This is a genomic window from Pseudomonas sp. Van50 (genome assembly GCF_055390755.1).
This window is the reverse complement of record NZ_AP024343.1, coordinates 5,104,422-5,129,971: the sequence shown is the minus strand read 5'-3', so window position 1 is coordinate 5,129,971 and position 25,550 is coordinate 5,104,422. Positions and strand designations below refer to the sequence as shown.

25 protein-coding genes and 1 tRNA gene are annotated in these 25,550 nt (G+C 55.5%); 20 read left to right on the top strand and 6 right to left on the bottom strand.

What is annotated here, in order from left to right:
- The first annotated feature begins 56 nt into the window (after window positions 1–56).
- From ACZ5M5_RS21740 to ACZ5M5_RS21720, 5 genes are all read left to right on the top strand, one after another.
- On the top strand, window positions 57–293 hold the full coding sequence (locus ACZ5M5_RS21740) for a hypothetical protein (protein ID WP_072406264.1): 237 nt from the start codon (window positions 57–59) through the stop codon (window positions 291–293).
- 201 nt (window positions 294–494) lie between these two features.
- Window positions 495–836, top strand: coding sequence for a ribonuclease E inhibitor RraB (locus ACZ5M5_RS21735; protein ID WP_003179463.1), 342 nt, complete (start codon window positions 495–497; stop codon window positions 834–836).
- A 388-nt stretch (window positions 837–1,224) separates the two neighbouring features.
- Complete coding sequence (locus ACZ5M5_RS21730; RefSeq protein ID WP_060741264.1) at window positions 1,225–2,634, top strand: circularly permuted type 2 ATP-grasp protein; 1,410 nt, start codon at window positions 1,225–1,227, stop codon at window positions 2,632–2,634.
- 9 nt (window positions 2,635–2,643) lie between these two features.
- Window positions 2,644–3,594: an alpha-E domain-containing protein gene (locus tag ACZ5M5_RS21725; RefSeq protein ID WP_060741265.1), complete on the top strand. Its 951-nt coding sequence runs from the start codon at window positions 2,644–2,646 to the stop codon at window positions 3,592–3,594.
- Window positions 3,591–4,397, top strand: coding sequence for a transglutaminase family protein (locus tag ACZ5M5_RS21720; RefSeq protein WP_464737984.1), 807 nt, complete (start codon window positions 3,591–3,593; stop codon window positions 4,395–4,397). The genes ACZ5M5_RS21725 and ACZ5M5_RS21720 overlap by 4 nt, the downstream gene beginning before the upstream one ends.
- A gap of 126 nt (window positions 4,398–4,523) precedes the next feature.
- Here ACZ5M5_RS21720 and ACZ5M5_RS21715 read toward each other — a convergent pair whose 3' ends face one another.
- Window positions 4,524–5,336: a c-type cytochrome gene (locus ACZ5M5_RS21715; RefSeq protein WP_103307976.1), complete on the bottom strand. Its 813-nt coding sequence runs from the start codon at window positions 5,334–5,336 to the stop codon at window positions 4,524–4,526.
- 610 nt (window positions 5,337–5,946) lie between these two features.
- Between ACZ5M5_RS21715 and ACZ5M5_RS21710 the strand changes: the two genes are divergently transcribed.
- The 3 genes from ACZ5M5_RS21710 to ACZ5M5_RS21700 all read left to right on the top strand — a co-directional run bounded on the left by ACZ5M5_RS21710 (window position 5,947) and on the right by ACZ5M5_RS21700 (window position 10,144).
- Window positions 5,947–7,152, top strand: coding sequence for an acetyl-CoA C-acetyltransferase (locus ACZ5M5_RS21710; RefSeq protein ID WP_464737983.1), 1,206 nt, complete (start codon window positions 5,947–5,949; stop codon window positions 7,150–7,152).
- A 24-nt stretch (window positions 7,153–7,176) separates the two neighbouring features.
- The gene (locus ACZ5M5_RS21705) at window positions 7,177–9,321 is read left to right on the top strand and encodes a 3-hydroxyacyl-CoA dehydrogenase NAD-binding domain-containing protein (protein WP_464737982.1); all 2,145 of its coding nucleotides are present in this window, start codon (window positions 7,177–7,179) and stop codon (window positions 9,319–9,321) included.
- 88 nt (window positions 9,322–9,409) lie between these two features.
- Window positions 9,410–10,144 (top strand): amidotransferase, encoded by a 735-nt coding sequence (locus ACZ5M5_RS21700; RefSeq protein ID WP_060741270.1) that lies wholly within the window; start codon window positions 9,410–9,412, stop codon window positions 10,142–10,144.
- Between the two features lie 131 nt (window positions 10,145–10,275).
- Here the strand turns inward: ACZ5M5_RS21700 and ACZ5M5_RS21695 are convergent, their stop codons facing one another.
- From ACZ5M5_RS21695 to ACZ5M5_RS21685, 3 genes are all read right to left on the bottom strand, one after another.
- Window positions 10,276–11,247 (bottom strand): magnesium and cobalt transport protein CorA, encoded by a 972-nt coding sequence (locus ACZ5M5_RS21695; RefSeq protein ID WP_060741271.1) that lies wholly within the window; start codon window positions 11,245–11,247, stop codon window positions 10,276–10,278.
- Between the two features lie 134 nt (window positions 11,248–11,381).
- Window positions 11,382–12,104 (bottom strand): 1-acylglycerol-3-phosphate O-acyltransferase, encoded by a 723-nt coding sequence (locus ACZ5M5_RS21690; RefSeq protein WP_060741272.1) that lies wholly within the window; start codon window positions 12,102–12,104, stop codon window positions 11,382–11,384.
- A 309-nt stretch (window positions 12,105–12,413) separates the two neighbouring features.
- Window positions 12,414–13,103, bottom strand: coding sequence for a crotonase/enoyl-CoA hydratase family protein (locus tag ACZ5M5_RS21685; RefSeq protein ID WP_060741273.1), 690 nt, complete (start codon window positions 13,101–13,103; stop codon window positions 12,414–12,416).
- Between the two features lie 308 nt (window positions 13,104–13,411).
- Here ACZ5M5_RS21685 and ACZ5M5_RS21680 point away from each other — a divergent pair.
- From ACZ5M5_RS21680 to ACZ5M5_RS21630, 11 genes are all read left to right on the top strand, one after another.
- A tRNA-Ser gene (locus ACZ5M5_RS21680) sits at window positions 13,412–13,501 on the top strand.
- A 686-nt stretch (window positions 13,502–14,187) separates the two neighbouring features.
- A complete protein-coding gene (locus tag ACZ5M5_RS21675; protein ID WP_464737981.1) occupies window positions 14,188–14,766 on the top strand; it encodes a hypothetical protein in 579 nt (192 codons plus the stop codon).
- Window positions 14,763–15,167: a hypothetical protein gene (locus ACZ5M5_RS21670; RefSeq protein WP_464737980.1), complete on the top strand. Its 405-nt coding sequence runs from the start codon at window positions 14,763–14,765 to the stop codon at window positions 15,165–15,167. Before ACZ5M5_RS21675 ends, ACZ5M5_RS21670 begins: the two co-directional genes overlap by 4 nt.
- Window positions 15,167–15,532, top strand: a complete 366-nt coding sequence (locus tag ACZ5M5_RS21665) for a hypothetical protein (RefSeq protein WP_464737979.1) — start codon at window positions 15,167–15,169, stop codon at window positions 15,530–15,532. Before ACZ5M5_RS21670 ends, ACZ5M5_RS21665 begins: the two co-directional genes overlap by 1 nt.
- A complete protein-coding gene (locus tag ACZ5M5_RS21660; RefSeq protein ID WP_464737978.1) occupies window positions 15,529–17,760 on the top strand; it encodes a tape measure protein in 2,232 nt (743 codons plus the stop codon). Before ACZ5M5_RS21665 ends, ACZ5M5_RS21660 begins: the two co-directional genes overlap by 4 nt.
- The gene (locus tag ACZ5M5_RS21655) at window positions 17,760–18,050 is read left to right on the top strand and encodes a hypothetical protein (RefSeq protein WP_464737977.1); all 291 of its coding nucleotides are present in this window, start codon (window positions 17,760–17,762) and stop codon (window positions 18,048–18,050) included. The genes ACZ5M5_RS21660 and ACZ5M5_RS21655 overlap by 1 nt, the downstream gene beginning before the upstream one ends.
- 131 nt (window positions 18,051–18,181) lie before the next feature.
- Window positions 18,182–18,364, top strand: a complete 183-nt coding sequence (locus ACZ5M5_RS21650) for a hypothetical protein (protein WP_464737976.1) — start codon at window positions 18,182–18,184, stop codon at window positions 18,362–18,364.
- Between the two features lie 138 nt (window positions 18,365–18,502).
- On the top strand, window positions 18,503–19,717 hold the full coding sequence (locus tag ACZ5M5_RS21645) for a hypothetical protein (protein ID WP_464737975.1): 1,215 nt from the start codon (window positions 18,503–18,505) through the stop codon (window positions 19,715–19,717).
- Between the two features lie 59 nt (window positions 19,718–19,776).
- Entirely contained in the window at window positions 19,777–20,007 is a 231-nt protein-coding gene (locus ACZ5M5_RS21640) for a hypothetical protein (RefSeq protein ID WP_464737974.1), read from the top strand.
- Between the two features lie 81 nt (window positions 20,008–20,088).
- A complete protein-coding gene (locus ACZ5M5_RS21635; RefSeq protein ID WP_464737973.1) occupies window positions 20,089–20,394 on the top strand; it encodes a hypothetical protein in 306 nt (101 codons plus the stop codon).
- 613 nt (window positions 20,395–21,007) lie between these two features.
- Entirely contained in the window at window positions 21,008–21,628 is a 621-nt protein-coding gene (locus ACZ5M5_RS21630) for a recombinase family protein (protein WP_464737972.1), read from the top strand.
- A 285-nt stretch (window positions 21,629–21,913) separates the two neighbouring features.
- On the opposite strand, the gene ACZ5M5_RS21625 is transcribed toward ACZ5M5_RS21630, so the two are convergent.
- On the bottom strand, window positions 21,914–22,276 hold the full coding sequence (locus ACZ5M5_RS21625; RefSeq protein ID WP_464737971.1) for a Rap1a/Tai family immunity protein: 363 nt from the start codon (window positions 22,274–22,276) through the stop codon (window positions 21,914–21,916).
- A 688-nt stretch (window positions 22,277–22,964) separates the two neighbouring features.
- Between ACZ5M5_RS21625 and ACZ5M5_RS21620 the strand changes: the two genes are divergently transcribed.
- A complete protein-coding gene (locus ACZ5M5_RS21620; protein WP_464737970.1) occupies window positions 22,965–23,714 on the top strand; it encodes a hypothetical protein in 750 nt (249 codons plus the stop codon).
- A 112-nt stretch (window positions 23,715–23,826) separates the two neighbouring features.
- On the opposite strand, the gene ACZ5M5_RS21615 is transcribed toward ACZ5M5_RS21620, so the two are convergent.
- A complete protein-coding gene (locus ACZ5M5_RS21615) occupies window positions 23,827–25,311 on the bottom strand; it encodes a tyrosine-type recombinase/integrase (protein ID WP_464737969.1) in 1,485 nt (494 codons plus the stop codon).
- Window positions 25,312–25,550: the final 239 nt, after the last annotated feature.

Genomic DNA, 25,550 nt, shown 5'->3' with positions numbered 1-25,550 from the left:
CCCCTCAATGTCGAGATGAAGGTAAGCCCTGCCCTGAATTGATCAAGGAGACACTGATGCAAAAGTGGGAAATCACTTTCATTGACGATCACGGTGAAACCACCGTCGAGCAGTTCGACTATGACCACAAACCCACCATGGAGCAGGCCGCCCAACTGATCCGCGAAAGGTTGCTACCCGTGCTCAGCCAATTGGACCTCAACGACCTGGTTGACCGCACCGAAGACCCGACAGTCAAGAACCTCAAGTCCCAAAACAGTATCGAAATTCTCAGCATTACACCGATTTCATGAAACGGTGGCTGGTCTCGCTTGGCAGTGGCCACCACTTGCGGCTACTCTGCAATTGAGATCAGCGAAAGGATCGCCAAGGTCCGGTCTTGTCAGCTACATGCTTGTGTCCCGACGGCCATTTGATGCCGTATCGCTTGCAGCCTGAAGGCTTCACGCACGGGAAGACGGAAAGTCTATCCATCGGTTTTAGGAGGACGTTTCATGAGCACAGCCTATCAAGAAGACATCAGCACCAGCGTATTGCGCCGCATGAAAGAAGGCGGTTTCGATTTTTCCCGATTCCATCCCATTGAGTTCTACGCCATTTTCCCGGACGAGGAGCGGGCGCGCAGGGCGGCAGGTCATTTTCGGGGCGAATCGTTGAACGCGCAGATCAGTGCACGGGACGACGGGGCTTGGTCATTGGAACTGAGCCGGGTGATGTACGCCACTTACGATGATATTGGCGACTTCGAGCAAGACTTCGAGGCAGTTGTCGAACCCTTGGGGGGTGTTATCGAGGGTTGGGGCGTCAAGCAAGAGATCCGGCGCCTGCAGGCCTGACAGTCACTCACCGCAACCACAGCAACGGCTGACTTTTGTGTCGGCCGTTTTCATGTCTGTGAGCTAACCGAGGGTCCCTGTGGGAGCCGAGCTTGCTCGCGATGGCGGCTGCACGATCAACATCTTACCCGCTGACACACCACAATCACTTCCCCAGGTTTTGTACCTAACTGTATCCAGACCAGGCCGCTTCGTTTTTCCATGACTATGCTCAGGAAAGCGACGCCCCTGCGTCGCAATGAAGCGGGGGCAGCGGGTTGGGGGCATTTGCCGCACTACAAAAGTGCGCGGCCTCTCAATGGAGATTCCAACCCGTTGATCATAAAGCGTTTATGCCGATGGCACGGGGCTTGCGAAGCCTTGCTGCCAGGGTGACAAGGAGCACGGCATGATCCGCAGCGGTTTTGATGAAATGTACGACGCCGACGGCCAGGTCCGCCCGCACTACCAGGCGTTTGCCCGCTGGCTGGCCGACACGCCTGACGAGCTTCTGGCGCAGCGCAGGCGCGAAGCCGACCTGTTGTTTCACCGTGCCGGCATTACGTTCACGCTCTATGGGGACGAGCAGGGGACCGAGCGCCTGATCCCGTTCGACACGATCCCGCGCAGCATCCCGGCCAGCGAATGGCGGGTGGTCGAACGTGGCTGCATCCAACGGGTCAAGGCACTGAACATGTTCCTGGCCGACCTCTACCACGAACAACGGATCATCCGGGCCGGCATCATCCCCGCCGAACAGGTGCTGGCCAACGAGCAATACCAACTGGCGATGCAAGGGCTCGATCTGCACCGTGATATCTACGCGCACATTTGCGGTGTCGACCTAGTACGCGACGGTGACGGCACCTACTACGTGCTCGAAGACAATCTGCGTACGCCCAGCGGCGTCAGCTACATGCTCGAAGACCGCAAGATGATGATGCGCCTGTTTCCCGAGCTGTTCGCCGCCCAGCGCATCGCCCCCATCGATCATTATCCGAACCTGCTGCTCGACACCCTGAAAAGCTCCAGTCCGCTGGACGACCCCAGCGTCGTGGTACTGACGCCGGGGCGTTTCAACAGTGCTTTTTTCGAACACGCCTTCCTGGCCCGGGAGATGGGCGTGGAGTTGGTGGAAGGCGCTGACCTGTTCGTACGGGATGACAAAGTGTTCATGCGCACCACCGACGGGCCGAAGGCGGTGGATGTGATCTACCGTCGCCTCGACGACGCGTTCCTCGATCCACTGGCCTTCAATCCGGATTCGATGCTCGGCGTACCGGGGTTGTTGTCCTCCTACCGTTCCGGCAACGTGGTGCTGGCCAATGCCATCGGCACGGGGGTGGCGGACGACAAGTCGGTGTACCCGTTCGTCACCGACATGATCCGTTTTTACCTGGACGAAGAGCCGATCCTGAAGAACGTTCCCACCTGGCAGTGCCGTAATCCTGCAGAGCTCTCCCATGTGCTGGCGAATCTTCCCGACCTGGTGGTCAAGGAAACCCAGGGCTCCGGCGGGTATGGAATGCTGGTGGGGCCGGCCGCGACGACGGCGCAAATCGATGCCTTTCGCGAGCGGATCAAGGCCAAGCCGCACGCCTACATCGCCCAGCCGACGCTGTCGCTCTCGACGTGCCCGACCTTTGTCGAAAACGGCATCGCCCCGCGCCACATCGACTTGCGCCCGTTTGTGCTGGCCGGTCGCGAGACCCGCGTGGTCCCTGGCGGGCTGACACGGGTGGCGCTGCGCGAAGGCTCCCTGGTGGTGAACTCATCCCAGGGCGGCGGTACCAAGGACACTTGGGTGGTCGAGGATTGAGGAACTGCCATGCTGAGTAGAACCGCCTCGGACCTGTACTGGATGTCGCGCTACCTGGAGCGGGCGGAAAACCTCGCGCGGATGCTCGACGTCAGTTATTCGTTGTCACTGATGCCCCAGGATGGGCGTGGCGACGGCCTGCACGAACTGGCCATGCCATTGCTGATCACTGGCACGCTGGACGATTACCGGGAGCGACACGGCGATCTGCACGCCGAGCGCCTGCTGCATTTCTTTGCCCTGGAAGCGGCCAACCCGGCCAGCATCTACAGCTGTCTCGGTTCCGCGCGAGCCAGTGCCCATGCGGTACGTGGCCGAATCACCGCCGACATGTGGGAAAACATCAACGCCACCTGGCTGGAAATTCGCGGTATCGGCGAGCAAGGCTTGAATCGCTACGGCATGAGCCGTTTCTGCGAGTGGATCAAGGAGCGCTCGCACCTGTTTCGTGGCGCGACCTACGGCACCATCATGCGTAACGACGCGTTCCGGTTCATTCGTCTGGGGACCTTTATCGAAAGGGCCGACAACACCCTGCGCTTGCTCGATGCCCGCTACGAAATGGCCGGCGACCAGGCCGACGCAGTCAGCGACGGCACGGCCCACGCCTACTACCAATGGAGCGCCTTGTTGCGGGCCTTGTCGTCCTTCGAGGCCTACACCGAGATCTACCGTGAGGCCCCGGGTGCTCGCCATGTGGCTGAGTTGCTGCTGTTGCGCGCCGACGTGCCGCGCTCGCTGCGTGCCTGTACCGAAGAAATTGACCAGATCCTCGCAAGCCTGCCGGGCACCAACGGTCGACAGGCGCAACGGCTGGCGGCGGAAATGGACGCACGCCTGCGCTACACCGGCATCAACGAAATCCTCGACGGGGGCCTGCATGCCTGGCTCACCGAATTCATCCCACTGGTCCGTGAACTGGGCAACACCATTCACAGTTCCTACCTGGAGGTCATATGAGACTCTCGATCAGCCACGAAACGGCCTACCACTATGAAGATCAGGTTCGCGCCAGCATCCAGTACCTGCGCCTGACGCCCCACGACAGCGAACGCCAGCATGTGCTGAGCTGGCAGCTTGATTTGCCTCGGCCGGTGCGGGCGCAACTGGATCCGTTTGGCAACATCCTGCACGTGCTGACCCTGGATGAGCCCCACGAAACGGTCATCATCGGCGCCCGTGGACAGGTGGATATCGATCCGTTGCGCGAAGCCGAACACGAGAGCCAGTCGGCGCTGCCATTCCTGCGCTTCACCCGGCTGACCGAGGCGGACGAGGCCCTTCGAGCCTTCGCCGCGCAGCAATGCCAGCAGCGTCGCGACCGCACCGCGTTGATCGACCTGATGCATGGGTTGAACCAGCACATGATCTACACCCCTGGCACCACGGCAGTCGAGACCAGTGCAGCCCAGGCGTTCGCTGGTCGTAGCGGGGTGTGCCAGGACCATACCCACGCCTTCCTGGCCTGTGCTCGTAGCCTGGGCGTGCCGGCACGGTATGTGTCGGGTTATCTGTTCAGCGAAGAGAGCGAGCACCTGGCGAGCCATGCCTGGGCAGAGGCCTGGCTGGACGACGCCTGGTACAGCTTCGATGTGACCAACCAACTGGCCCGCCCGGAGCGCCACCTGAAACTGGCCGTGGGCCTGGATTATTTGGACGCCTGCCCGGTGCGAGGCATGCGTCGTGGCGGTGGTGGCGAGCAGATGCATGCCAGGATGATCGAGACCGCCGGCACCCCAGTGATCACTGTGCAACTCCAGTAACCGCCTGGCGAACAAGCTTTTGTGGTGAGGGAGCTTGCTCCCGCTCGAGTGCGAAGCGCTCGCAAGCTCGTCAAGGGGCTGCTGTGCAGCCCGGCGGGAGCAAGCTCCCTCGCCACAAAAGCGATCTCATGGAGTCAGCGGCTGCTTGCGCCCCGCCATATGCTTCAAGTAACCCACCAGCAAATCCAGCTCCGAATCCGGCAACACCGCCGCCGAGAACCCGGGCATCTTGCCCTGGGGCCAGCGTCGCAGGCCTTGCGGGTCGCGAATGTAGCGCTTGAGGAAATCCCCGGAGAAGTATTCGGTGGGATTGAAAGGAATGTTCAGGTCAGGGCCGAACTGTGCATCGCCAGCGCCATTGAGCCGATGACACGCCAGGCAGTTCTTCTGGAACAGCGCGAAACCTTTATTGATCGGGTCGTCCTTGGCCAGGTTGGGCGCTGGTAGCAGGGCCGGGAAGCGTTCAGCCACCGCCGACAGGCGCTTGATGCTCGCCACCGCATAGGGCCATTGTTCCGGGCTGATGCGGCCTGCCTGCGGGTCGGTCCAGACCAGATAGAAAGGCCCGGCACTGGACTTGCCTTCCCCCAGCGACGGCCACGGCTTGGCCGGGTCCTCGATCGCCAGCCAGGCCCGGGCCCCGCTCTTGTTGAGTAATGGCGCCGCGGGCATCTCGGCAGCGAAGCCGTCCAGTGCAACGGCCTGCAGGTGGTCGTCCGGCTGGATGCCCGTCAACAGGGAGGTCAGCGGCACGGCTCGATAACTCATGGGTTTCTTGTAGGAAACATCCTCAGCAATCTCGACCGTTTGAGCGTCCGGATGCTTGAGCAGTTCTTCGGTTTGCCAGGTGCGCGTGCTCGCGCCCAACTCCAGCACCAGTTGCGCGGCATAAAGGGGCGTGCTGAGCAGCAACGCCCCGAACACAATGAGAGCTTTCAAGTCGATCGCTTTCCATGTCGAGGGGTGGCCGCAAAGGTTGGCACAGCCATCGCTGCTCGAACAGTGAACCCATCACATTTTTTGGCGACACAACGTATTGGATGAAGCAGGTGCCCCCGCGCAGGATTCAGCCAATCACCTTGGTGATATTCGGCAAAATCAACAGCAGCGTCGTGGCAAAGAGAATGAGTCCGGCTTGACGAACTTTCGAATGTTTGAACATGGCTGATCCGCCTTTTTTGTTATGTCCTGAAAACCAGCCTGCATATCCATGATGGCTGGCGTTGCACTTCCTGTTCCGACAAGCGCCTCGGCAAAACCCGACGACTAACTTGTACAAGGATTACATTAGGGGCCGCGGCCGCCTTGGCTTAGATCCAATTCGTATCAACTGGGTATTTATCGCTATTAAAACGGCATGAGGCCTATTGCCACCTTCCTGCCGGCCCTTTTGCTAGACAGCTTGCCCTCCTGAATCGGTTAACCCGATAGCTCGCTACCGTTCGTCTGAGCGTGGCCGTCAACGCCATTGAGCGCTGTGGTCATTGAATCCGGCGCCGCTGGGCTTATGGTTGGAGGCGTCGCATTACCCCGTGGTTTCGAGGATGTCATGACCCAAGCTTTGATTTTCGACGCATTACGCACGCCTCGTGGCAAGGGCAAGGCTGATGGCGCCCTGCACAGCGTCAAGCCGGTGAACCTGATGGGGGGCCTGCTCAGTGCCTTGCGCCAGCGCATGGATTTGGACACCAGCCAGGTCGACGACATCGTGCTCGGTTGCGTGACGCCCGTGGGCGAGCAGGGTGCCGATATCGCCAAGACTGCTGCGTTGGTGGCCAATTGGGATGTCAGCGTGGCGGGGGTGCAACTCAATCGTTTTTGCGCCTCGGGCCTGGAAGCGGTGAACCTGGCGGCGATGAAGGTGCGTTCCGGGTTCGAAGACCTGGTGGTGGCCGGCGGCGTCGAATCCATGTCCCGGGTGCCCATGGGCAGCGATGGCGGTGCATGGGCGCTGGACCCGCAATCCAACCTGCAGGGCCACTTCATTCCCCAGGGCATCGGCGCCGACCTGATCGCCACCCTGGAAGGCTTCAGCCGCGAGGACGTCGACCGCTACGCACTGCACTCCCAGCAAAAAGCGGCACGCGCCCGGGCCGACGGATCGTTCGATAAATCCCTGGTCGCCGTGTGGGACCAGAATGGCATCGTGTTGCTGGACCACGACGAATTCATCCGCGCCGACTCCACGCTCGAAGGCCTGGGCAAGCTCAAGCCGAGTTTCGAAGCCATGGGCCAGATGGGCTTCGACGGCACGGCGCTGCGGGTCTACAGCCATGTCGAACGCATCCATCATGTGCACACGCCGGGCAACAGTTCCGGCATTGTCGACGGCGCGGCGCTGATGTTGATCGGTTCCGAAGCCAAGGGACGCGCCATGGGCCTGCAACCTCGGGCCCGGATCGTCGCCACGGCCGTCACCAGTACCGACCCGACCATCATGCTCACCGGCCCGGCGCCGGCCACCCGCAAGGCCCTGGCCAAGGCCGGGCTGCGGGTGGAGGACATCGACCTGTTCGAAGTCAACGAAGCCTTCGCCTCGGTGGTGCTCAAGTTCATCCGGGACATGGCCATCGACCCCGCCAAGGTCAACGTCAACGGTGGTTCCATCGCCCTGGGGCATCCCTTGGGGGCTACCGGCTGCGCAATCCTTGGCACGTTGCTCGACGAGTTGGAGGCGCGTCGCCTGCGCTATGGCCTGGCGACCCTCTGTGTCGGCGGCGGCATGGGCATTGCCACCGTCATCGAACGCCTCTGAGCCCGACTTCAAGGAACATTTTTCATGACCGCTGCCATCCGTTACGAAACCGGCCAGGACCGGATCGTCGTCCTGACCCTGGACATGCCGGGCCAGAGCGCCAACACCATGAATGCGCGCTACCGCGAGGCCATGGCCGCTTGCGTCACCCGTTTGAAGGCTGAAAAGGACGCGATTGCCGGTGTGATCATCACCTCGGCCAAGCAGACGTTCTTCGCCGGTGGTGATCTCAATGAACTGGTCAAGGTCGGCAAGCCCGAGGCCAAGGCGTTCTACGCCATGGTCCTGCTGCTTAAAGCGCAACTGCGAGCCTTGGAGACCCTGGGCAAGCCCGTGGTGGCGGCCATCAATGGCGCGGCCCTCGGCGGTGGTTGGGAGATCTGCCTGGCTTGTCATCATCGCGTGGCGCTGGAGCAGCCATCGGTGCAGCTCGGCTTGCCGGAGGTCACTCTCGGGCTGCTGCCGGGGGGCGGTGGGGTGGTGCGGATGGTGCGCCTGCTCGGTTTGGAAAAGGCCCTGCCGTATCTGCTCGAAGGTAAGAAGGTCAGTGCACAGCAAGCGCTGCAGGCCGGGTTGATCGATGAGCTGGCCAAGGATCGTGAGGAATTGCTGGCCAAGTCCCGGGCCTGGATTCTGGCCAACCCCAGCGTCGTGCAACCCTGGGATGCAAAGGGTTATCGGCTCCCGGGCGGCACGCCGTCCGACCCGAAAGTCGGGCAAATGTTGGCGATCGCTCCCTCGATCCTGCGCAACAAGACCCAGGGCTGCCTGCCGGCACCGGAGAAAATCCTCTGCGCGGCGGTGGAGGGGGCCCAGGTGGATTTCGACACCGCGCACCTGATCGAAACCCGCTACTTCACCGAACTGACCACCGGCCAAGTGGCGAAGAACCTGATCGGCACCCTCTGGTTCCAACTCAACGAGATCAAGGCCGGTGGCTCTCGCCCACAAGGTGTGGCGCCTTATCTGACGAAAAAAGTCGGCGTGCTCGGTGCGGGCATGATGGGGGCGGGAATCGCCTATGTCAGCGCCGTGGCCGGCATTGCCGTGGTCCTCAAGGACGTCGACCTGACGGCAGCCGAGAAGGGCAAGGCCCGCTCGGCGGCGTTGCTGGATAAAAAGGTCGCCCGCGGCCAGCTCACGGCCGAGCAGCGCGAAGCCACGCTGGCGCGGATTCAAGCCACCGACAGCGATGCTGACCTGGCCGGTTGCGACCTGATCATCGAAGCGGTGTTTGAGGATCGCGTCCTGAAAGCCAGCGTGTCGGCTGCGGCCCAGGCGGTGGCGGGGGACGACGCGGTGATCGCTTCCAACACCTCGACCTTGCCCATCACCGGCCTGGCCATGGCCGTGCCGGACCCGACGAAGTTCATCGGCCTGCACTTCTTCAGCCCGGTGGAAAAAATGCCGCTGGTGGAGATCATCAAGGGGGCGCGTACCAGTGACGCGACTTTGGCTCGGGGTTTCGATTTTGTCCTGCAGATCAACAAGACGCCGATTGTGGTCAACGACAGTCGCGGTTTCTTCACGTCGCGGGTGTTCGGTACCTTTACCAATGAGGGCATCGCCATGCTCGGCGAGGGCGTGAGTGCGCCGATGATCGAGACCGAAGCGCGCAAGGCCGGGATGCCGGTCGGGCCTCTGGCGATCTCTGACGAAGTTTCCCTCAGCCTGATGAGCCATATCCGCGCGCAAACTGCCAAGGACCTGCACGCAGAAGGGAAAACGCCGATTGAGCACCCGGCATTCGCCGTGATTGACTTGCTGCTCAACGAATACAAGCGGCCGGGCAAGGCTGCCGGCGCCGGTTTTTATGAATACCCGGCCAACGGGCAGAAGTACCTGTGGCCGCAACTGAAGAGCCGCTTCGAGCAAGCCGATGGGCAGATTTCGCCCCAGGATATCCGTGATCGCCTGCTGTTCATCCAGGCCTTGGAGACCGTGCGCTGCGTGGAGGAGGGGGTGCTGACGTCGACGGCCGATGCCAACATCGGCTCGATCTTTGGCATTGGTTTCGCGGCCTGGACCGGCGGTGCGTTGCAGTTCATCAACCAGTATGGCCTGCAGGACTTTGTCGGTCGCGCCCAGTATCTGGCCGAGCAATACGGTGAGCGTTTCTCACCGCCGGCCTTGTTGCTGGAGAAAGCCGCCCGGCACGAACTGTTCTGACAGACTGGGGAGGGGCTTGCCTTGGAACCGTGTTTCAGGGCAGGCTCTGGGGTGTGCAATATTCCCATCATCGTGTCAGGTATTTTTTATGTCACTACGCATCTGCATTCTGGAAACCGATATCCTGCGTCCGGAACTGGTCGACCAATATCAGGGTTACGGGCAGATGTTCCAGCGCCTGTTTTCACAGCAGCCCATCGCGGCCGAATTCATCGTGTACAACGTGATGGAGGGGCATTACCCCAGCGATGACGAGCAGTTCGACGCTTACCTGGTGACTGGCAGCAAGGCTGACTCCTTCGGCACCGACCCTTGGATTCAAACCCTCAAGACCTACCTGCTGGAGCGCTACCAGCGGGGCGATAAATTGCTCGGTGTGTGCTTTGGCCATCAGCTCTTGGCGTTGTTGCTGGGCGGCAAGACCGAACGCGCCACCCAAGGCTGGGGTGTCGGTACCCATCGCTACAAACTCGCCGCCAAGGCGCCGTGGATGAGCCCGGTGATGGAAGAGCTGACCTTGCTGATCAGCCATCAGGACCAGGTCACCCAACTGCCCGAAAGCGCGACCGTCATCGCCTCCAGCGATTTCTGCCCGTTCGCCGCCTATCACATCAACGACCAGGTACTGTGCTTCCAGGGCCACCCGGAGTTCATCCACGATTATTCCCGGGCCTTGCTGGAGATTCGTCAGCAACACCTCGGCGAACAGATCTACAGCCAGGGCATGGCGAGCCTGGCCCACGAGCATCACGGCACCACGGTGGCGGAGTGGATGATGCGTTTCGTTGCACACAAGCCGCAGGCCGAAACCACCCAAGGCTAAAGATCACCACTCTCCAATGTGGGAGCGAGCGTGCTCGCGATAGCGGTGGATCAGCTGGCGTTGATGTCGGATGTGCCGCTGTCATCGCGAGCAAGCTCGCTCCCACAGAGGATGAGCGGTGGGGAGCGGGCCTACAACCATCCCGACCGCTTGAAACTCGCCCACAAAGCCGTACATCCCACCCCGATGAATCCGAGCACCAGAAAGTAGCCGTAGTGCCAGGTCAACTCCGGCATGTTCTCGAAGTTCATCCCATAGATCCCGGCCACCGCGGTGGGGAATGCCAGAATCGCCGCCCACGCTGCAAATTTGCGCTGCACCACGCTCTGGCGCGAGGCTTCCAGCAGCACCCCGATTTCAATGGTCTGGCTGGCGATGTCCGCCAGAGTGGCCAAGTCTTCCATTTGCCGCGTGACGTGGATCTGTACGTCGCGGAAGTACGGCCCCATGTTCTTGTCGATAAAGGGGAAGTCCAGCCGCTGCAGTTCCTCGCTGATCTCCACCATGGGCGCCGCGTAACGACGCAGGCGCAATACATCGCGGCGCAGGCTGTGCAGGTTCTGGATGTCTCGCTCATTCAGGGCGCTGCACAGCACGTTGCGCTCCAGCTCATCGATCTCGGCGTGAATGGCTTCACCCACAGGCTGGTAGTTTTCGATCACGAAATCGAGGATGGCGTAGAGCACGAAATCTTCGCCGTGCTCCAGCAGGATAGGTCGAGCCTCACAGCGCTGTCGGACGTGGGCGTAGGAGGCTGAATGACCGTTGCGAGCGGTGATGATGTAGCCCTTGCCGGCAAAGATATGGGTTTCGATGAACTGCAGCTTGCCGTCCTTGCGTATTGGCGAATACGTGACGATAAACAGCGCATCGCCAAAGGTTTCCAACTTGGGCCGGCTGTGTTTCTCCATGGCGTCTTCGATGGCCAATTCGTGCAGGTTGAATTGACGTTGCAGGTTGGTCAGCTCCAGGGCACTGGGCTCTTCAAGACCGATCCACACAAAATGACCAGGTTTGGCAGCCCAGGCGCTGCCTTCGTCGAGGGTGATGTTGGTGATTTTCTTACCGGCGCTGTAAACCGCAGCAGCAACGACTCTACCCATAATGGTGGTTCACTTCTTATTGGAAAATGGCAGTGGCAGGCAACGTCCAGCTTAGCGCGCCCTGTAGCTTGAGAGTCAGCAAAATCTGCGGAGTTCGGCGGCAAAAGAAAACCCGCCAAGAGGCGGGTTTTCCATTACGCGGCTTGTAACTGCCGGTCCATTGTCGCAATGCATTCACGCATTTGTTCACGGCATTGGGCGATGAGCCGGGGCATGTCATCCATGCTCAATCCGGCCGTAGGAATCGCCGGCAATGAGCGTATGAGGATGTCACCACTGCGCCAGCGATCGAGGCGCATGTGTTTGATGTAGCTGCTGACGCACACCGGAATAATCGGGACTCCGGCGGCGATTGCCATCTGGAATGCGCCTTTCTTGAACGGCAGCAGGTCCTCGCCCAGATTGCGCGTGCCTTCCGGAAAAACCCAGATCGAGGTGTCCTCGTGCTGCAACGTATGGGTGGTGGTCAGCATTGACTGTCGCGCCTTGATCGCGTTGCCACGGTCGATCAACACATTGCCCGCCAGCCAGAACAATTGCCCGAACAGCGGCACCCATTTCAGGCTCTTCTTGCCGATGCACACGGTGCGGCGCGGCACCACGTTACCGAACATGAACAAGTCATAATTGGACTGATGGTTGGCGATGATGACGCAGCCGTTGGGTTTATCCACTAGCGTGTCGACCTGCGTCCGGACCCGCAGGCGCAAGATGCACATGGCCGGCAATGCGTACAGCCTTGCGCATAAACGACTGTTGTCCGGATTGAACGGTCTGCACAGGCCCAGAATCACTCCGAGCACACCCGCCAGGACAAAGTGCAGGCCCATCAACAACATACGCAATACAAACAGCATCTACAGGCCCCATCGGGACAAAAGGTGGCGCAGTGTACGGATGTGCACTGTTTTCGGCAATTGCCCCTATAGAGGTCGGAAATAGACGATGTTTAAGCGCATGTTTCCACATGGCGTGACAGAAGCGGCCTAGAGCGGTTGCGGATTTTTAAACGATGCGCGTAGGAAAAAGCCCTGCTCTAGAGGAGGGGGACATTTGTGGGCCCGTAGGAGCGAGCGGAGCGAGGCTGCGATCTTTCCCTTAGCAATTGAGTCCGGAGCAAGATCAAACGATCGCAGCCTCGCTCCGCTGCACAGCTCCTACAAGCGTCAGCCCATATGCTCCTGATCCAGCAAAATCGCAGTGTCCAGCGTCTCCAGCAGGGCCTTGCGAACTTTCAGCTTGGTGTTCTTGTGGGCGGACATGTTGATTTTCTTCAACTGGCGCGCTGCTTCCAGGGCCGCACCTTGCAGTTCCTCGGCCGACACCACCTTGTCGAGGAAGCCCGCATCCACAGCGCTCTGGGGATTGAACATCTCGGCATTGATCACCGAACGGTGAAACGCCGACTTGCGCAGGCGATCACGAGCCAGCTCGATACCGGCGTGGTGCATGGTCATGCCGATCTGCACCTCGTTCAGGCCGATGCTGAACGGCCCTTCCACACCAATGCGGTAATCCGCCGACAACAGCAGGAACGCACCCTTGGCCACCGCATGCCCCGGGCAAGCGACAACGACAGGGAAGGGGTGCGACAACAGGCGACGGGCCAGCGTCGAGCCGGCCGTAACCAGGCTTACCGCTTCCTTGGGGCCGGCGGTCATCACCTTCAGATCGTAGCCACCCGACAGAATCCCCGGCTGCCCGGTAATGATCACCACCGCCCGATCCGCCGTCGCCTGGTCCAGCGCAGCGTTGAACGCGGCAATCACGTCCGGCGAGATGGCATTGACCTTGCCGTTGTTCAAGGTCAGGGTCGCGATACCGTCTTCGAGATGGTAGGCAATCAAGTCGCTCATGACGCTATTCCTTGTAAGAGAAGTGTCGCAGACGTTACCCACCGCCGCAGGCCAGGTAAAGCACCGTGACTGACTCACCGGTCAGCCCCAAGCCCCGTAAACAGCCTGGCTCGCCCATCCAGCCAAGCCTTCATCTATAGAGCCTTGCCTATACAGCCCCGAAGATTGGCCGGTTTGCCCTGCCCAGACGGGTTTGAAATGCCCAACCAAGCTTAACCGCATGAAAATTCTGAAAAAAACCTTTGCCATCGGAAAAGCTTTCGACTACATTAGCGCGCCTCGACAGACTGAACAGTTTGCCGAGATACGGTGAAGTGTCCGAGTGGCTTAAGGAGCACGCCTGGAAAGTGTGTATACAGGAAACTGTATCGAGAGTTCGAATCTCTCCTTCACCGCCACTTTAAGAAAACCCCGTGAATTCAGTTAGTTAGAGTTCATGGGGTTTTTCATTTGTACTACTCAAATGTACTACTCCCGCCTACCTATTTCTCCTCCAGCGAAACCCTCCTACGTGAAGCGTAGCGAGACAGTACCTATAAGCCGTAAGTTACACGAAAGCGACAAAATATGCGTTAAATACGACAAATGGCTAAAAGTGCTTGCTTTTTTCTGTGTTATATGGTTGACAAATCATGAATCCGTGATATACTTGGTTCAAGAAGGGCAAGTTCTATTTGTCTTTCGTCTCCTACCGCAACAGTCAAATTCAAACACTAAGACCGACCCAGTCCGCTGAGGTTGGTTTTCGCGTGGCCGAAGGTTTTAGGATGCCTTCCACACCGGTTAGCAAGTCCGGGGCCGAACACTTGCTAGACCAAGGCTGTGGAGCCTTAGGGCCGTCCGATGGGGTACGGTGGTCGATACTCCGTCACCAATCAAACGAACGATGTAACTACTTCGGCCAGAGCCTAAAAAATCTGGCCTTTTTTACGTGCCCTATTAACCGCGTAACCAAACCCAACAATCAAAAACACAGGAATCAACTATGGCGAGAGTCACCTATCAGCCCTGCGCTGTTTGCACCACAAAATTTCCAGTAAGACCCCAAGCACCACATGCGAAGTTCTGCTCTACCAAGTGCAGAATGCAGCATCATCGACAAGAAAAGAAACTACAACAAAACCCAATAGAGGTAACAAATACAATGAGTAAACCATCACAACTGTTCCAGCCAGACCCACAGCACCTAAAACGCCTACAGGACATAGAGGTGGCATTTTACAGAGATCGTATCCGTTGTGATATCCAAGGGCGTGAGCAACTGGGAATCATGGAGGAGTTCGAAGTGCAAGGGTTGCAACAGGCTCTCGATAAATACGCTGAACTCACTTTAGTACAAGGGTATCGCCCTACAGGCAAAGTCGCTCACCTTCCTAAGTTGGTGGCTACACCTACAGTCGATTTTATAATTTTGTCGTTACAGCGCCCAGACGCAGACGTGGAAAAAGATATCGCTCTTATTCTGGCCCAGGTTGAAGCCGATTATCTTTCCCGCTTGGAAGCAGAGAAAGCCGCTGCTGTCGCCAAGGAAGTGGAATCATTACTCGCTAACGAGCGCCGCAAGAAACTCCAGGCTGAGCTAGATGCAAAGGCTGCCCAAGAAGCAGAAGAATACGCCAGAGTAGAAGCTGAAGTGCTAGCAGCCCTTGGAGGTAAGTCATGATAGATACCGCTCTTATCGATCCAAACACTCTATCCGGTACGGAGCTGTTGCTCAGGCAGAAGTTTGCCAAAGAGACACTTTCTACAAGCAACCCAACTAATAAGCTCCTACAAGCCCCTGTAAGCGCTTCTAATGACGAGGCGCTACATACGCATCAGCAGCCTAACATAATGCCTCCTACAGGCTATCAAGAAGCCGTATATAAGGCCGCGAGCGGTCGCACTGGTGTAATTACTGTTTTGATGGATTCAACCAAATATAGCGACGCTGTTATTACCAAGGCTTGCACCGAGTTTAACAAGGTTCACCCCGAACAGATGATCAACAGCTTTCAATTGCCAGCAACATTCGAAGGTATTCCCGCTGGTTCATGGGTCTACCTTTCATACGAGGATATTTAATGGAAAAAACCGCTACACTGCAACAAGCTCTGAATAAAGAGCCCGAATACTTTCTTCTTCTCCGTGTCCATCACCCAGCAAACGTGCCAAACTTCGTTGGACTTGTCTCGTCGTATGTCCAGCGTCGTGGTGAGAGCAACTTTGGATATCACTGGTTTGATTACGATGAAAATTCAACTGTTGTCGCTATGCACGGCAATCGTAACAGTCTAACGTTCATTGCTGAGTATATCTCTCAATATCGTCATCATCTTCCAAACGGCCATGAGGTTGTTTATCGTGGGCGCGGTGCTAAAACCTTTAAAAGTCTTGTTGATTATTTTTACCCTCGCCGCCTGGGGTATCGGGAGGGGCGTAGCCTATGAACGAAGAGATTATTGCTCAGCTCGTTGGCGTCCTTAAGTTCGCTGTAGACTCAAGCGGCTTACAGCGTTTCACGCAGATGATGAGAACAGCCGAAAGCCAGATGGCTAGATTAGGTAGGCAGGCTGAGCAACTCCAAACTAAACTTGGTAAGGCATTTAATATCACTGGCAAGAGCGCTGGTAAACTTAAGCTCGATGCTGATATTCGTAGATCTCTCGACAAAGAGCTAGCTACAGAAACGAAGTTGTCTAAGCTTCGCCGTCAACAGTTTACAACCGAGCTTCAACATCAGAAGCTAATTTCCGCTGGCACCAAACAAGAGGCATGGCTACAAAGTGCTGCACTCAAAGACCAAATTCAACGTGCAGTAGTTGCGGCTAGACAGCAACGTGTTCAACAAGAGAGTCTTAAAACAAAGTTGGGCGAAGCTAAGCTGCAAGGGGCTGCTGAGCAATCCCAGCTCCGTCAGGCTCGGTTGGCCGACATACTCCAGAAGCGACAGGCTCGGACTGTGCAGCTTCAGCAACAAGCCATGCTCCAGCAAACCAAGTTTCAGCGTGCCGAAATGGCATTAAACAATGCCCGTCAAGCTGGTATTCGTCAGGCTGAGCGTTGGGCAACAACTAAGGCCACGACCGCTGCTCGTGAAGCCCGTGCTACTGAGCGTCACCAACAACAGGCTCAGCGATTCAGCTTTGCTGCTGAGCGCCACGAGGCTTGGAAGGCTCGTCAGGCTGAGCCAAAGAGTATGGACTTCGGTGGTCTTGCTGTAGGCGTCACAGCGGCTTCAGCAGCGTTATACGGGCTTGTACGGGGTGTTAGTTATCTGAGTGAGCGAGTCAAACAACGCCAGGAAGATGCAAGTGGGGCAGAACAGTTTGATACAGCTCTCCAAAGTGCTGGCGGCAAGAATCTAGCCAATCAGAAGTTTGCTCGTGATCAGTTCATCGATATCAGCAATAAGTATGGGCAGGAAGTATCAGTAGAAACGGCCAGAAGCTTTGCTCTGTTTGTCCAAGGACAACTGGCTCTAGGTAAGACTCTGACCCAGGCAACAAAGATGTTTGAAAATCAGAGCGCCGTGTTCAGGACCGCTGCACTCGATAAAGAAGCCCAGAAGCGGGCTGCTTACCAGCTCAATCAGATTCGGGCAAAGGGAAAGCCAGAAGGCTCTGATGTCAATGATTTGTTTGATGCGGTTGGTGGTGTTGTTGCTGCTTCCATTCGTCAAGCTGCTGCAACTCGCTTGGGCTTTAAGGGGAAGATAGAAGAGCAAGCAGGATGGTTCAAGAAAGCTGTTACTGACGGGAAGATCCTAGCTAAGGATTTTGACACAGGTATGTCTAATTTCCTAAAGGCTAACCAAGATATTCTTGCTCAGCAAATGGGATCTATTTCAGCAGCTCAGCAACGTGCAGAGAATCAAAGCTATTTGAATGACAATGCTATCAACTCAAGTCAGGAGTTGAAGGGTGTGATTCTGGAAAGGATTCAGGCTGAACGTGATTTAAATACAGCAATGCAGCCATTCAAAGAAACCCTGGCGCTGTTTGACCTCGGGTTGACTAAAGTGGCTACGTCAATGCTTCGCCTTGCAGCGAATCGTAACGTGGATGGCACTGAGAAGACAGATCAGCAGCAACTACAAGACCGAATGTCAACCAGTGACACTGCCGTCGATACAAAGATGGTGGGAGTGGGCGACTACAGTGGCATTAATGGGGATGTTCAGCATCAAGGCGGGCCAATTGGTAAGTTTTGGAACTGGTTGCTAAGCGTTGAAGATTATAGTAAGGGCGGCGAAGCCAATAAATTGAAAGCTTTGGAAATGAATATTGCCGGTCTCCAATTTTCATCTCTAGATGCTTCAAAGTTTGGTGCTGAACCACCAGACGAAACCGGAAAGATGAAACAGTTTCGTTTGCCGCCTGCGTATACCGCTGAAGACATTATGGATGCGGCAGCTCAACAGCAGCGCCGACAAACAGCGTTGCCAAGTGACTGGCTGTTGCCCTCTGATCCAAATAGTAACGTGCTCAATAAGCCTATTGGCAACGTTGATCAATCCACGCACACAGATATCAAAGTTGATGTCACTGTCAATGCACTTGATCCAAATGGCAGAGAACTCGGCAACGCTATTGGTGATGCTGTTTCTGAAAAGGTCGATGCCAGACTTAAACAGGTGCTGCTGACAGCACGAGCAAATCAACAGGAGGTGCAGTGATGAAGGGAGTTATCTTAACAATCGCGTTCGCTGCTGTACTGCAACTGGTGGCAGGAAGCTTATTCACCGGCTATATGGTCGATAAGCTTAGTATTGTAATGGAGCAACAATCAGAGTCGCTAAAGATGTACGTGGATGATAAGGATGTCTCCACACGGCTGTACGTCGATCAGCAGGATCGGGACCTATACAACGCAATGCAAGTTCAATTCAGCGATGAGCGTAGCTCGATGAAGGCTTACGTAGAAAAAACTGTTGCGCTTCGTCTTTCCCAGCAAGAAAAGAAGTAACACCCTCTAGTAGCCGTATCAGCATGATACAAAACGCCCCACGCCTTGATTTATAAGGGGTGTAGCCATTTTTCGTGTGCATCATCGTGTGCGTAAGCACATGCTTATTCCATTTAATAGGAGACAATTGTATGGCGATGCCATTCGAATTCAAATCATCAGAGGCGGCGTTAACCGCTGCCATGACCCTGATCGGAACAACGCGTAAGAAGTTTGTAATCAAACAGATTATCAACCCATTTGGTCAGCTCCGCTGGATCGTCACACACCCAGACGGAAACCCGGCCATTCCATACGAGGTATTCACAGCATGAAGACATGCACATGTCACAACTGCTCCACCAAGTTCCAAACACCGAAGGTGGAAGCCTTTTGTAGCGGTCAATGCCGCCACGCATACAGCGTAATAAATCCCAAGCCCACATACCCTGCTAACCGAGACGGAGCATTCAATGACCACAGCAACACCAAACAAGAATAAGGCTACACGCCAGCCAACTTGCCCACACTGCAAGAAGCGTTTCCGCACCACCAGCATCAAGAAAGTGTATTGCACCACCCAATGCCAGAAAGAAGCCACCAAGAAGAAGCGTCGAGTATCACGCACCGACCGCGCCACTAATTCAGCCTTCTTCTATCACTTGGCCTACGAGTGTGAGCGTGCCAAAACCCTTCAGATCCTCACAGGCCACACCGTGCAATCACTGGTGGCCCTTTATGCCGTCTACAAACTGAAACTCAAGGCTAACCGTTACGGAGAAACCAAGGATTACGAGATCAGCCACATCCACCCGGCACAGGGCCATAACACTGTCGGCCTGTATCACGCTGAGAATTTGGTAGTGGTGCCAACAAAGCTCAACCGTGAACACGGCGCTCAACATTACGGCCACGGCTTGTGTATCCATCGTAATGCCTTGGCATCGAAACACTCGGTGGAGAAGGGCGCCCCACGTAAGCAAACCGTGCAACGCATCATCGCCTTCCTTGGTGCTGACGTAGTGGCTGAAGCTGTGAAGATTGCCAAGATCCAACCGACCCAGCGTCACAAGATGCTGAGCTGGCTACACGACCATCTTGATCCAACAGTGCCAGAACAACGGACTCACCTAGACAATCTCGACGCCATGTCAGGTAAAGCGCTGGCAGCGCTCAAGGCCAAGCTAGAGGGGAAGGAGGGGAGTGGGTTCCAAATCAAAATAACGACTCTCACGCCCTTCAACGTGCTGGCCCTGGAGCTTGAACGTCATGCTCAACACCGCCCAGAGTTAACCGAAGTGCTGGACGTGATTTGCAAGCGTGTAAGCCCCTTCACAGCGCTGCATATGAGTAGAACGACACTCAACGAGGAAGAGCTACAAGCTATCTTTGACGTGCTCCACGGAAAGCCTGTTGAGGTCATCCGAGACGTGCTAACCGAGTTTGTAGAGCGCTACACCAGCACTATGGACAATGGGGAGCGTATCCCGCCTTACAAGCCAATCGTGTTCAAAGCTCAGCAGGTGCAGCGTCCGGCGGTAGTGGGAGCACTGCAAAGCCCTGTTAGCTCCCTCGCTGGCGCTCGATCATTTGCTGATTGTCTGGATGGGGTAGGGCTGGAAATTGTTCCGGTGCTGCTTCCCGGCCATAGGGCGACCTATGAAAGCGATCCATTGCCGTGGGACTAGCTCAATGCTGGCCCGGTGCTAGTCTTCACCTCGCCTAGAACAACATATGGAAATCGGCCATGGACTTGAAAAACGTCGTCATCACAGTTGTGGACATCTTTGCTTGGCTGGGGATCATTTTGGCTACGGTGTTCGGTTACGTCGCGACACGTGGCAATTATGAGTACGTCGGCGCATTGGGAGGTTTTGCTGTTGGCTGTCTGGGCTCTGGCATCTGGTTTGCCATCTCTGCAATCCATCAGAATGTTCAAACAATTCGTGACATCGCCGTGAAGCGTCAGGGCTCGTAGGCGTGGTATGGGATCGACTATTCACTAACGTTTCAGGGTGGGTTCAGTACGCAATCCCACCAATGACATATGGAGGTGACCATGAAGCATTGCATGCTATCGCTTGATCTTGCTGACGCCGATAATGACCAGCGTACCCGCCTTCATAGCGTGCTGGAGGTGGGTGGGTGGGAGAGGCTTGTTGACGTAGATACCGCTTGGAGCAAGCAGTTTGAAGATGCGTTTTCAGATCCCTCTATTCAACGGCGCATATTCTCCGTAATTCAAGAAGCCGCTGAGGAGGCGAGAATCAGGCGCGTTACATTTACCGCTCAGATCGGGAACAACGAACCTCAAACAGGCCAAACCGTGAAAGTGCTGGGTGGATACGAAAGCTCATTTAACTAGCCTAAAACCTATCGAAAGCGTTGGTTAACTGGCGTGGCTGGCGAACATAGGTTCAATAGCCACTCTTCTATAGCCAAGCATTTCTGGGGCCTCCCATATTCCTTGGATAAGCTGGACACGGTGAGAGCGTCTCAACTTGAGGTTTCTTCACCAAAACGGCAGTTTTGAGCCGGAATCACCATTTTCTGCAAAAGAACGCTATTCCCCAGCCAGCTTGCGGAAAGACCTTCCTGGGCTAGCTTTGATGGTGCCGCCGACGTGGCGACGTGCCATTAAGGAGCTGACATGGCAACGAGATACCGTGATGCAGTCACTGGTGAATACGTGACCAAGGAGGAGGCAGAGAAAAGGCCTAGGGAAACGGTGAAAGAAAAGGACAAGCCTCCACCCAAGAAGCCACCGAGTGGAGGCAAAAAGAAAAAGTAGTTTCATCGCGAGAAGGCTTCGGCTTTCTCGCTCCCTCCTTGACTGGCTATCAAAGGAGTAGACATGTTTGGTAGTGCGATAGCCGTCTGTCTGAAGCTTGATTTGTCTATCAAATAACTATGTGCTTTTGGCTATCTGATAAATTATCATTGATCTATATTCTAAATAGACTAAAGGATAGCCATCAATGAACGCCCACATCTACCTCCGTGCCAGTACCAAGGAACAACATGCAGACCGCGCCCATGAGTCTCTTGAGGCGTTTGCTGTTGAGAAGGGATTAACCATCGTAGGCGTGTATGCCGAGAACATCAGTGGCACCAAGCTCAATCGCCCTGAACTGATGCGTTTGCTGGAAGTGGCAGAACGTGGCGATGTGTTCCTGTGCGAGTCGGTAGACCGTCTGAGTCGCCTTTCTATGGCTGACTGGGAGGTGTTGAAACGCACCATTGCAGATAAAGGGCTTCGCCTCGTGGTGCATGATTTGCCCACCAGTCACATGATGGTCGAAGACAAGGGCATCACTGGTCAGATTATGAAAGTCATCAATGACATGTTGATCGACCTCATGGCAACAATGGCCCGTCTCGACCAAGAGAAGCGCGTTGAACGCATCAAGCAAGGATTGAGCAACAAGCGAGCTGCTGATCCTGAGTGGAAGCCAGCCGGGAAGGGCAAGAACGCCGGACTCTGGAATAAGGTGCAAGCGATCATAACCAAGAATCCAACCCTTTCAGCCGACGACGTGGCTAAGCTCGCTGACTGCGGTGTGGCGACTGTGTACAGGATCAAACGTGAAATGAAGTAGGGTTTCAGACAGCCTTAGGAGCCCGCCCTCAGCGGGCTTGATTGCGTCTGTATCCCATGCAAACGAAGTCAATTGCTAGGCTGAATCAGCCTCAGAGAGCGACCCAGGGTGCTAGGTTATTTTGGAAAAGCTGACGCTTCCATTGACCGGGGTTGCACACCGTTAAGAGCCTCGGGCAGAACTGACGAAAATCAGCCAATCTTATTTTTCAGACGGAAACGCGGAAGCTGAGCAAGAGTGCTCAGTGGATTTTGGCGCGGGCCAGTTTCTGAAAAACGTGGTCTGTCACTTTTGGCAAGGGAAAGCTCGTTGAAGCGCACCAATGGTCAAAACAGTGCTATTCAAATGTAGATTTGACGGATGCTCTTGCATGTCTTTAACCACGATACGAATTATCTGTTTGTTTGTAGTCGATGGCGGTAGGCAGATTCTGTGCTCTTCCATGCTTGCGTTTGCTAAAGGTATTATATCACTAGTTGCTTGAATGGCACCGACACAGTATCCAGATGTGAATGTAACTTTCTGGGAAGTCTCATTGGATAAAGCAGTTTCGCACCAGTCAAGGAACTCATTTCCAGTTAGCGCCATTACACGGTCGCATCCCAGTACCGCCACCAAAGCAACCGCCACGGCAATCCTTGGTTTCATGTTATCCTCCTAACCCGCAAAACTTTCAGCGTAGCTGCTACGGGCCGTTAAACCAGTATCCAGCCATTATTTTGGTAGGTGGCCCACACCTTCGTAGCTAAGTAGCAAAAGAGGCCTACCAATAGAAGATAGTTACGAGTTCGATAGAAGATTAAACACCTAATATTCTGCCGTTTTCCTCTTTCAAGCCACATTGCTCTTTGACCTCCTGAGGATGCTCCTAAGGCGTTTGCATTGCACAGAGCTAACTGCGCCCTAGCTTCAAGTCTTTTGAATCCACAAACGCAACTTGCTGCGAATATCAGTAGACTGATCAGTAAGAATGTCTCTTTGTTAGCGCCGATTTGTGCATATGGGTTGGTTTGGGCTAGATAGGCGCTAATCGCAACCGAGATACCCAATATGAAGTGATCGATCTTGTTCGCTGCCTCTATCTGCTGCGATCCAAGTACGTCCGCTCGCTCTTGATCAGTTGCCATGTGATGCCTTCAATTTAGACGGTTATTGATCTTATCGGCTTCACCGGCCCGCTGCCATCCCTGCTTTCGTGGTGATTTCTCTGTCTGTGTGATGTGAGGACGATAGCCACAAAATAGCCCGGTGCAATCACATCACACGTGTTCCCAGGCGCTACGCCAACCGCGTAGTGGCGTGCTAGCATCACGTTCTTCCACAAGGGATGGTGCTCATGTTCAAAAACGGAATGGCAAGGCTCAAACACCCGCTGACGCTACTCGTGTTGGTTCTTGTAACGGCCTGCTTTAGCGCTCCTTTCGGAACGCCACAATTAGCTGCGTTCGCTAAGGATTTCTTACCAGCAGCGGCTACATTGATCAGCGCATACGCTGGGGTGTGGTTTGGTGCATCCCTGACAAGAGCCGCAGCTCAGGAGGAAGAACGTAAACGCCGTATCGCCATTGGCGCTCGTGCAATGTTCACGTTATGGCGTCAGGTGAATGTGGTCGCACAGATCCAGATAGACGTTGTGGACATATACCGCGACAACCCATCAGCGCCTATTGCGATGCCACCAATCAACTACCCAATGGACGAAGCAGGGCGACTTAACATCGATGGTTTAGCGTTCTTCCTTGATCTCGGTAACGCCCAAGTTTTGGAAACGCTATCCATTGCTGAGCAACGATTCCTGCATGCCATAGAGACGATCCGTAGGCGCTCTACGCTCCACTTAGTGGAAGTGCAGCCGGCCCTAGAGCGGATCATCCCGAACGGTGGCCCAGTTTCTCATGTCACCTTGGAGAAAGAGCTGGGGCCAAGGCTGTTTTCCATGCTGATTGATCAAACTCGCTCACTCATTTTGAAAGTGGATGATGCGGTGGTGAGTCTGGATAAGGCTGCTATTGATCTATACGCGGCATTAAAGAAGGAATTCCCTGAAGCCAAATTTCCTCAACCCTCCCAGCCAATCAAAGACTGAGGGGTATCCGCGAATTATCTTAGAGTTAAGTTCGTAATGTTCTAATAGGTCTGTGCACATTAAGCACGGTAGAACGTTTGATTTGCCTTCCCGTTGTCAGCGGAGCTGACATTTAAACGTTTGGTAAGGTGGGAAGCTTCGATATGGCGTCTAGCTTCTGCTTGGTGGACGCGCCTTTCGAGTAGACGTCATGGGTCACTGACCCCGTTTCGTGCCCCACCAATTCCTTCGCCAGGGCATCTGGCACGTCAGCTCTAATCAGCTCAGTGACTACGGTGTGTCGAAAGCTATGGAAGACGTATAACTTGCTGAAGCCTGCTGCTGTACGCAGTCTGCCAAACGCTTTGGATATTGCATGAGAGCGCTTCCCGTAGGGGCCGTCTGATTTGATGGTGATTAGGTACGTGTCCGCGCTTTCCTCGATCATACGATCTATAGAGGGGAGGAGGCTGGGATGGATCGGCACCACACGCTTGCTCGCCTTGCTTTTGCTTTTGGGGAAGTCGAAACAACGGATGCCATCAACAGTGATCACACTCTCTTTGGTGAGGCGGCACAATTCCTCAATCCTAGCCCCGGTGTACCAGCCAAGTGTGATGAGGTCTGCAAGTGGCTTATCCCTGTTGTCTAGTGCTGTTTGATGCAGCTTGAGGGCGTCGGCCCGTGTGTAGATTTGTCGTTCCTGTCCAGCGAGTTCGGAGCCGCCGCCCTGTGGCAAATCGTGCCCCAAGAAAGGGTTTGCTTTGTCCTTGAAATCAACTCGCCACCCAGCGTCATATTTCGTTGCCCACTTCCAGAAGGCAGTGCCAGCCATTAGGTATTGTGAAAGGGTGTTTGGTGCCCGGTTTAGCGATTTCAGCCACTTATCCACAGTGTCAAAATCTAAAGGTAACTCTCCGTCCTTGAGGAATTTTGATAGCGCTTTGATCCTCACACATTGAGTATCGATGTGTTTCGCTGCACCCCCACGGCTTTCTCGAAACTCCCGAAAGGCCTTGAGTCTGGCATCGGTGATGGGCGACTTCGGCTTGTGCGCTTTTGGATCGTTGAGTATGAGGTGCGCTTCGGCCTGTTCCGAGCTGTTGAGTTCTTGAGTTACGGCAGTGACCTTTGCCATTACCTCTAAAGCCATTTCCTTTGCAAACTCGACGTTAGCCAACTCCCCTTCGATCCCCGTCATCGCGTACACACGATCCGCTTTCTCTCTGCGTAACCTTCCCTCTGGCGAGTCGTCAAACAACCCCTCATACAGCGCCTGAATCTCTTCAGCGGCGAATGTTGTCTGGTCGTCGGCCTCACCAAGCGCTACATCAGTTTTCAGCTTGCGGGTAGCTTGAGCCATGCCTTGGGCAATAGTCGCAATCGGATCTTTCCACGTGTCGCCACGTGTAGCCCTTTTTCCCCTTGCTTGGGCAATCGATGCCTTCCACTCAGCTAACACTGTAAGACGGCGTTCCATGGCTTCGCTGCGTAAGCCAGTTTTCAATGAGCGAATGAGGACTGTCTTTCCACCCATGGCAGCACGGACATCGGCAGGCACGGCAAGTCGCACATACCATGTGGATTCGCCTTTCTTCTGGATCAGATTGTCTGCCATGGGGAGCGCCGTGGGAGGAAGGTAATACAGTCGAGTGTATTACTATTTTGTACTACTCGCTACGTTGAAAGCCCCGTAATACGGGGTTTAAAGGGCCTGAGAGGTGTTAAATTCGAATCTCTCCTTCACCGCCAAATTCGATACACACAAAGCCCCTGGTTTTCCAAGAAAACCAGGGGCTTTGTGGTTTCTGCTGTCTGAAAAATGACGATAGGGGCAATGGCACCCAGGTGATACGC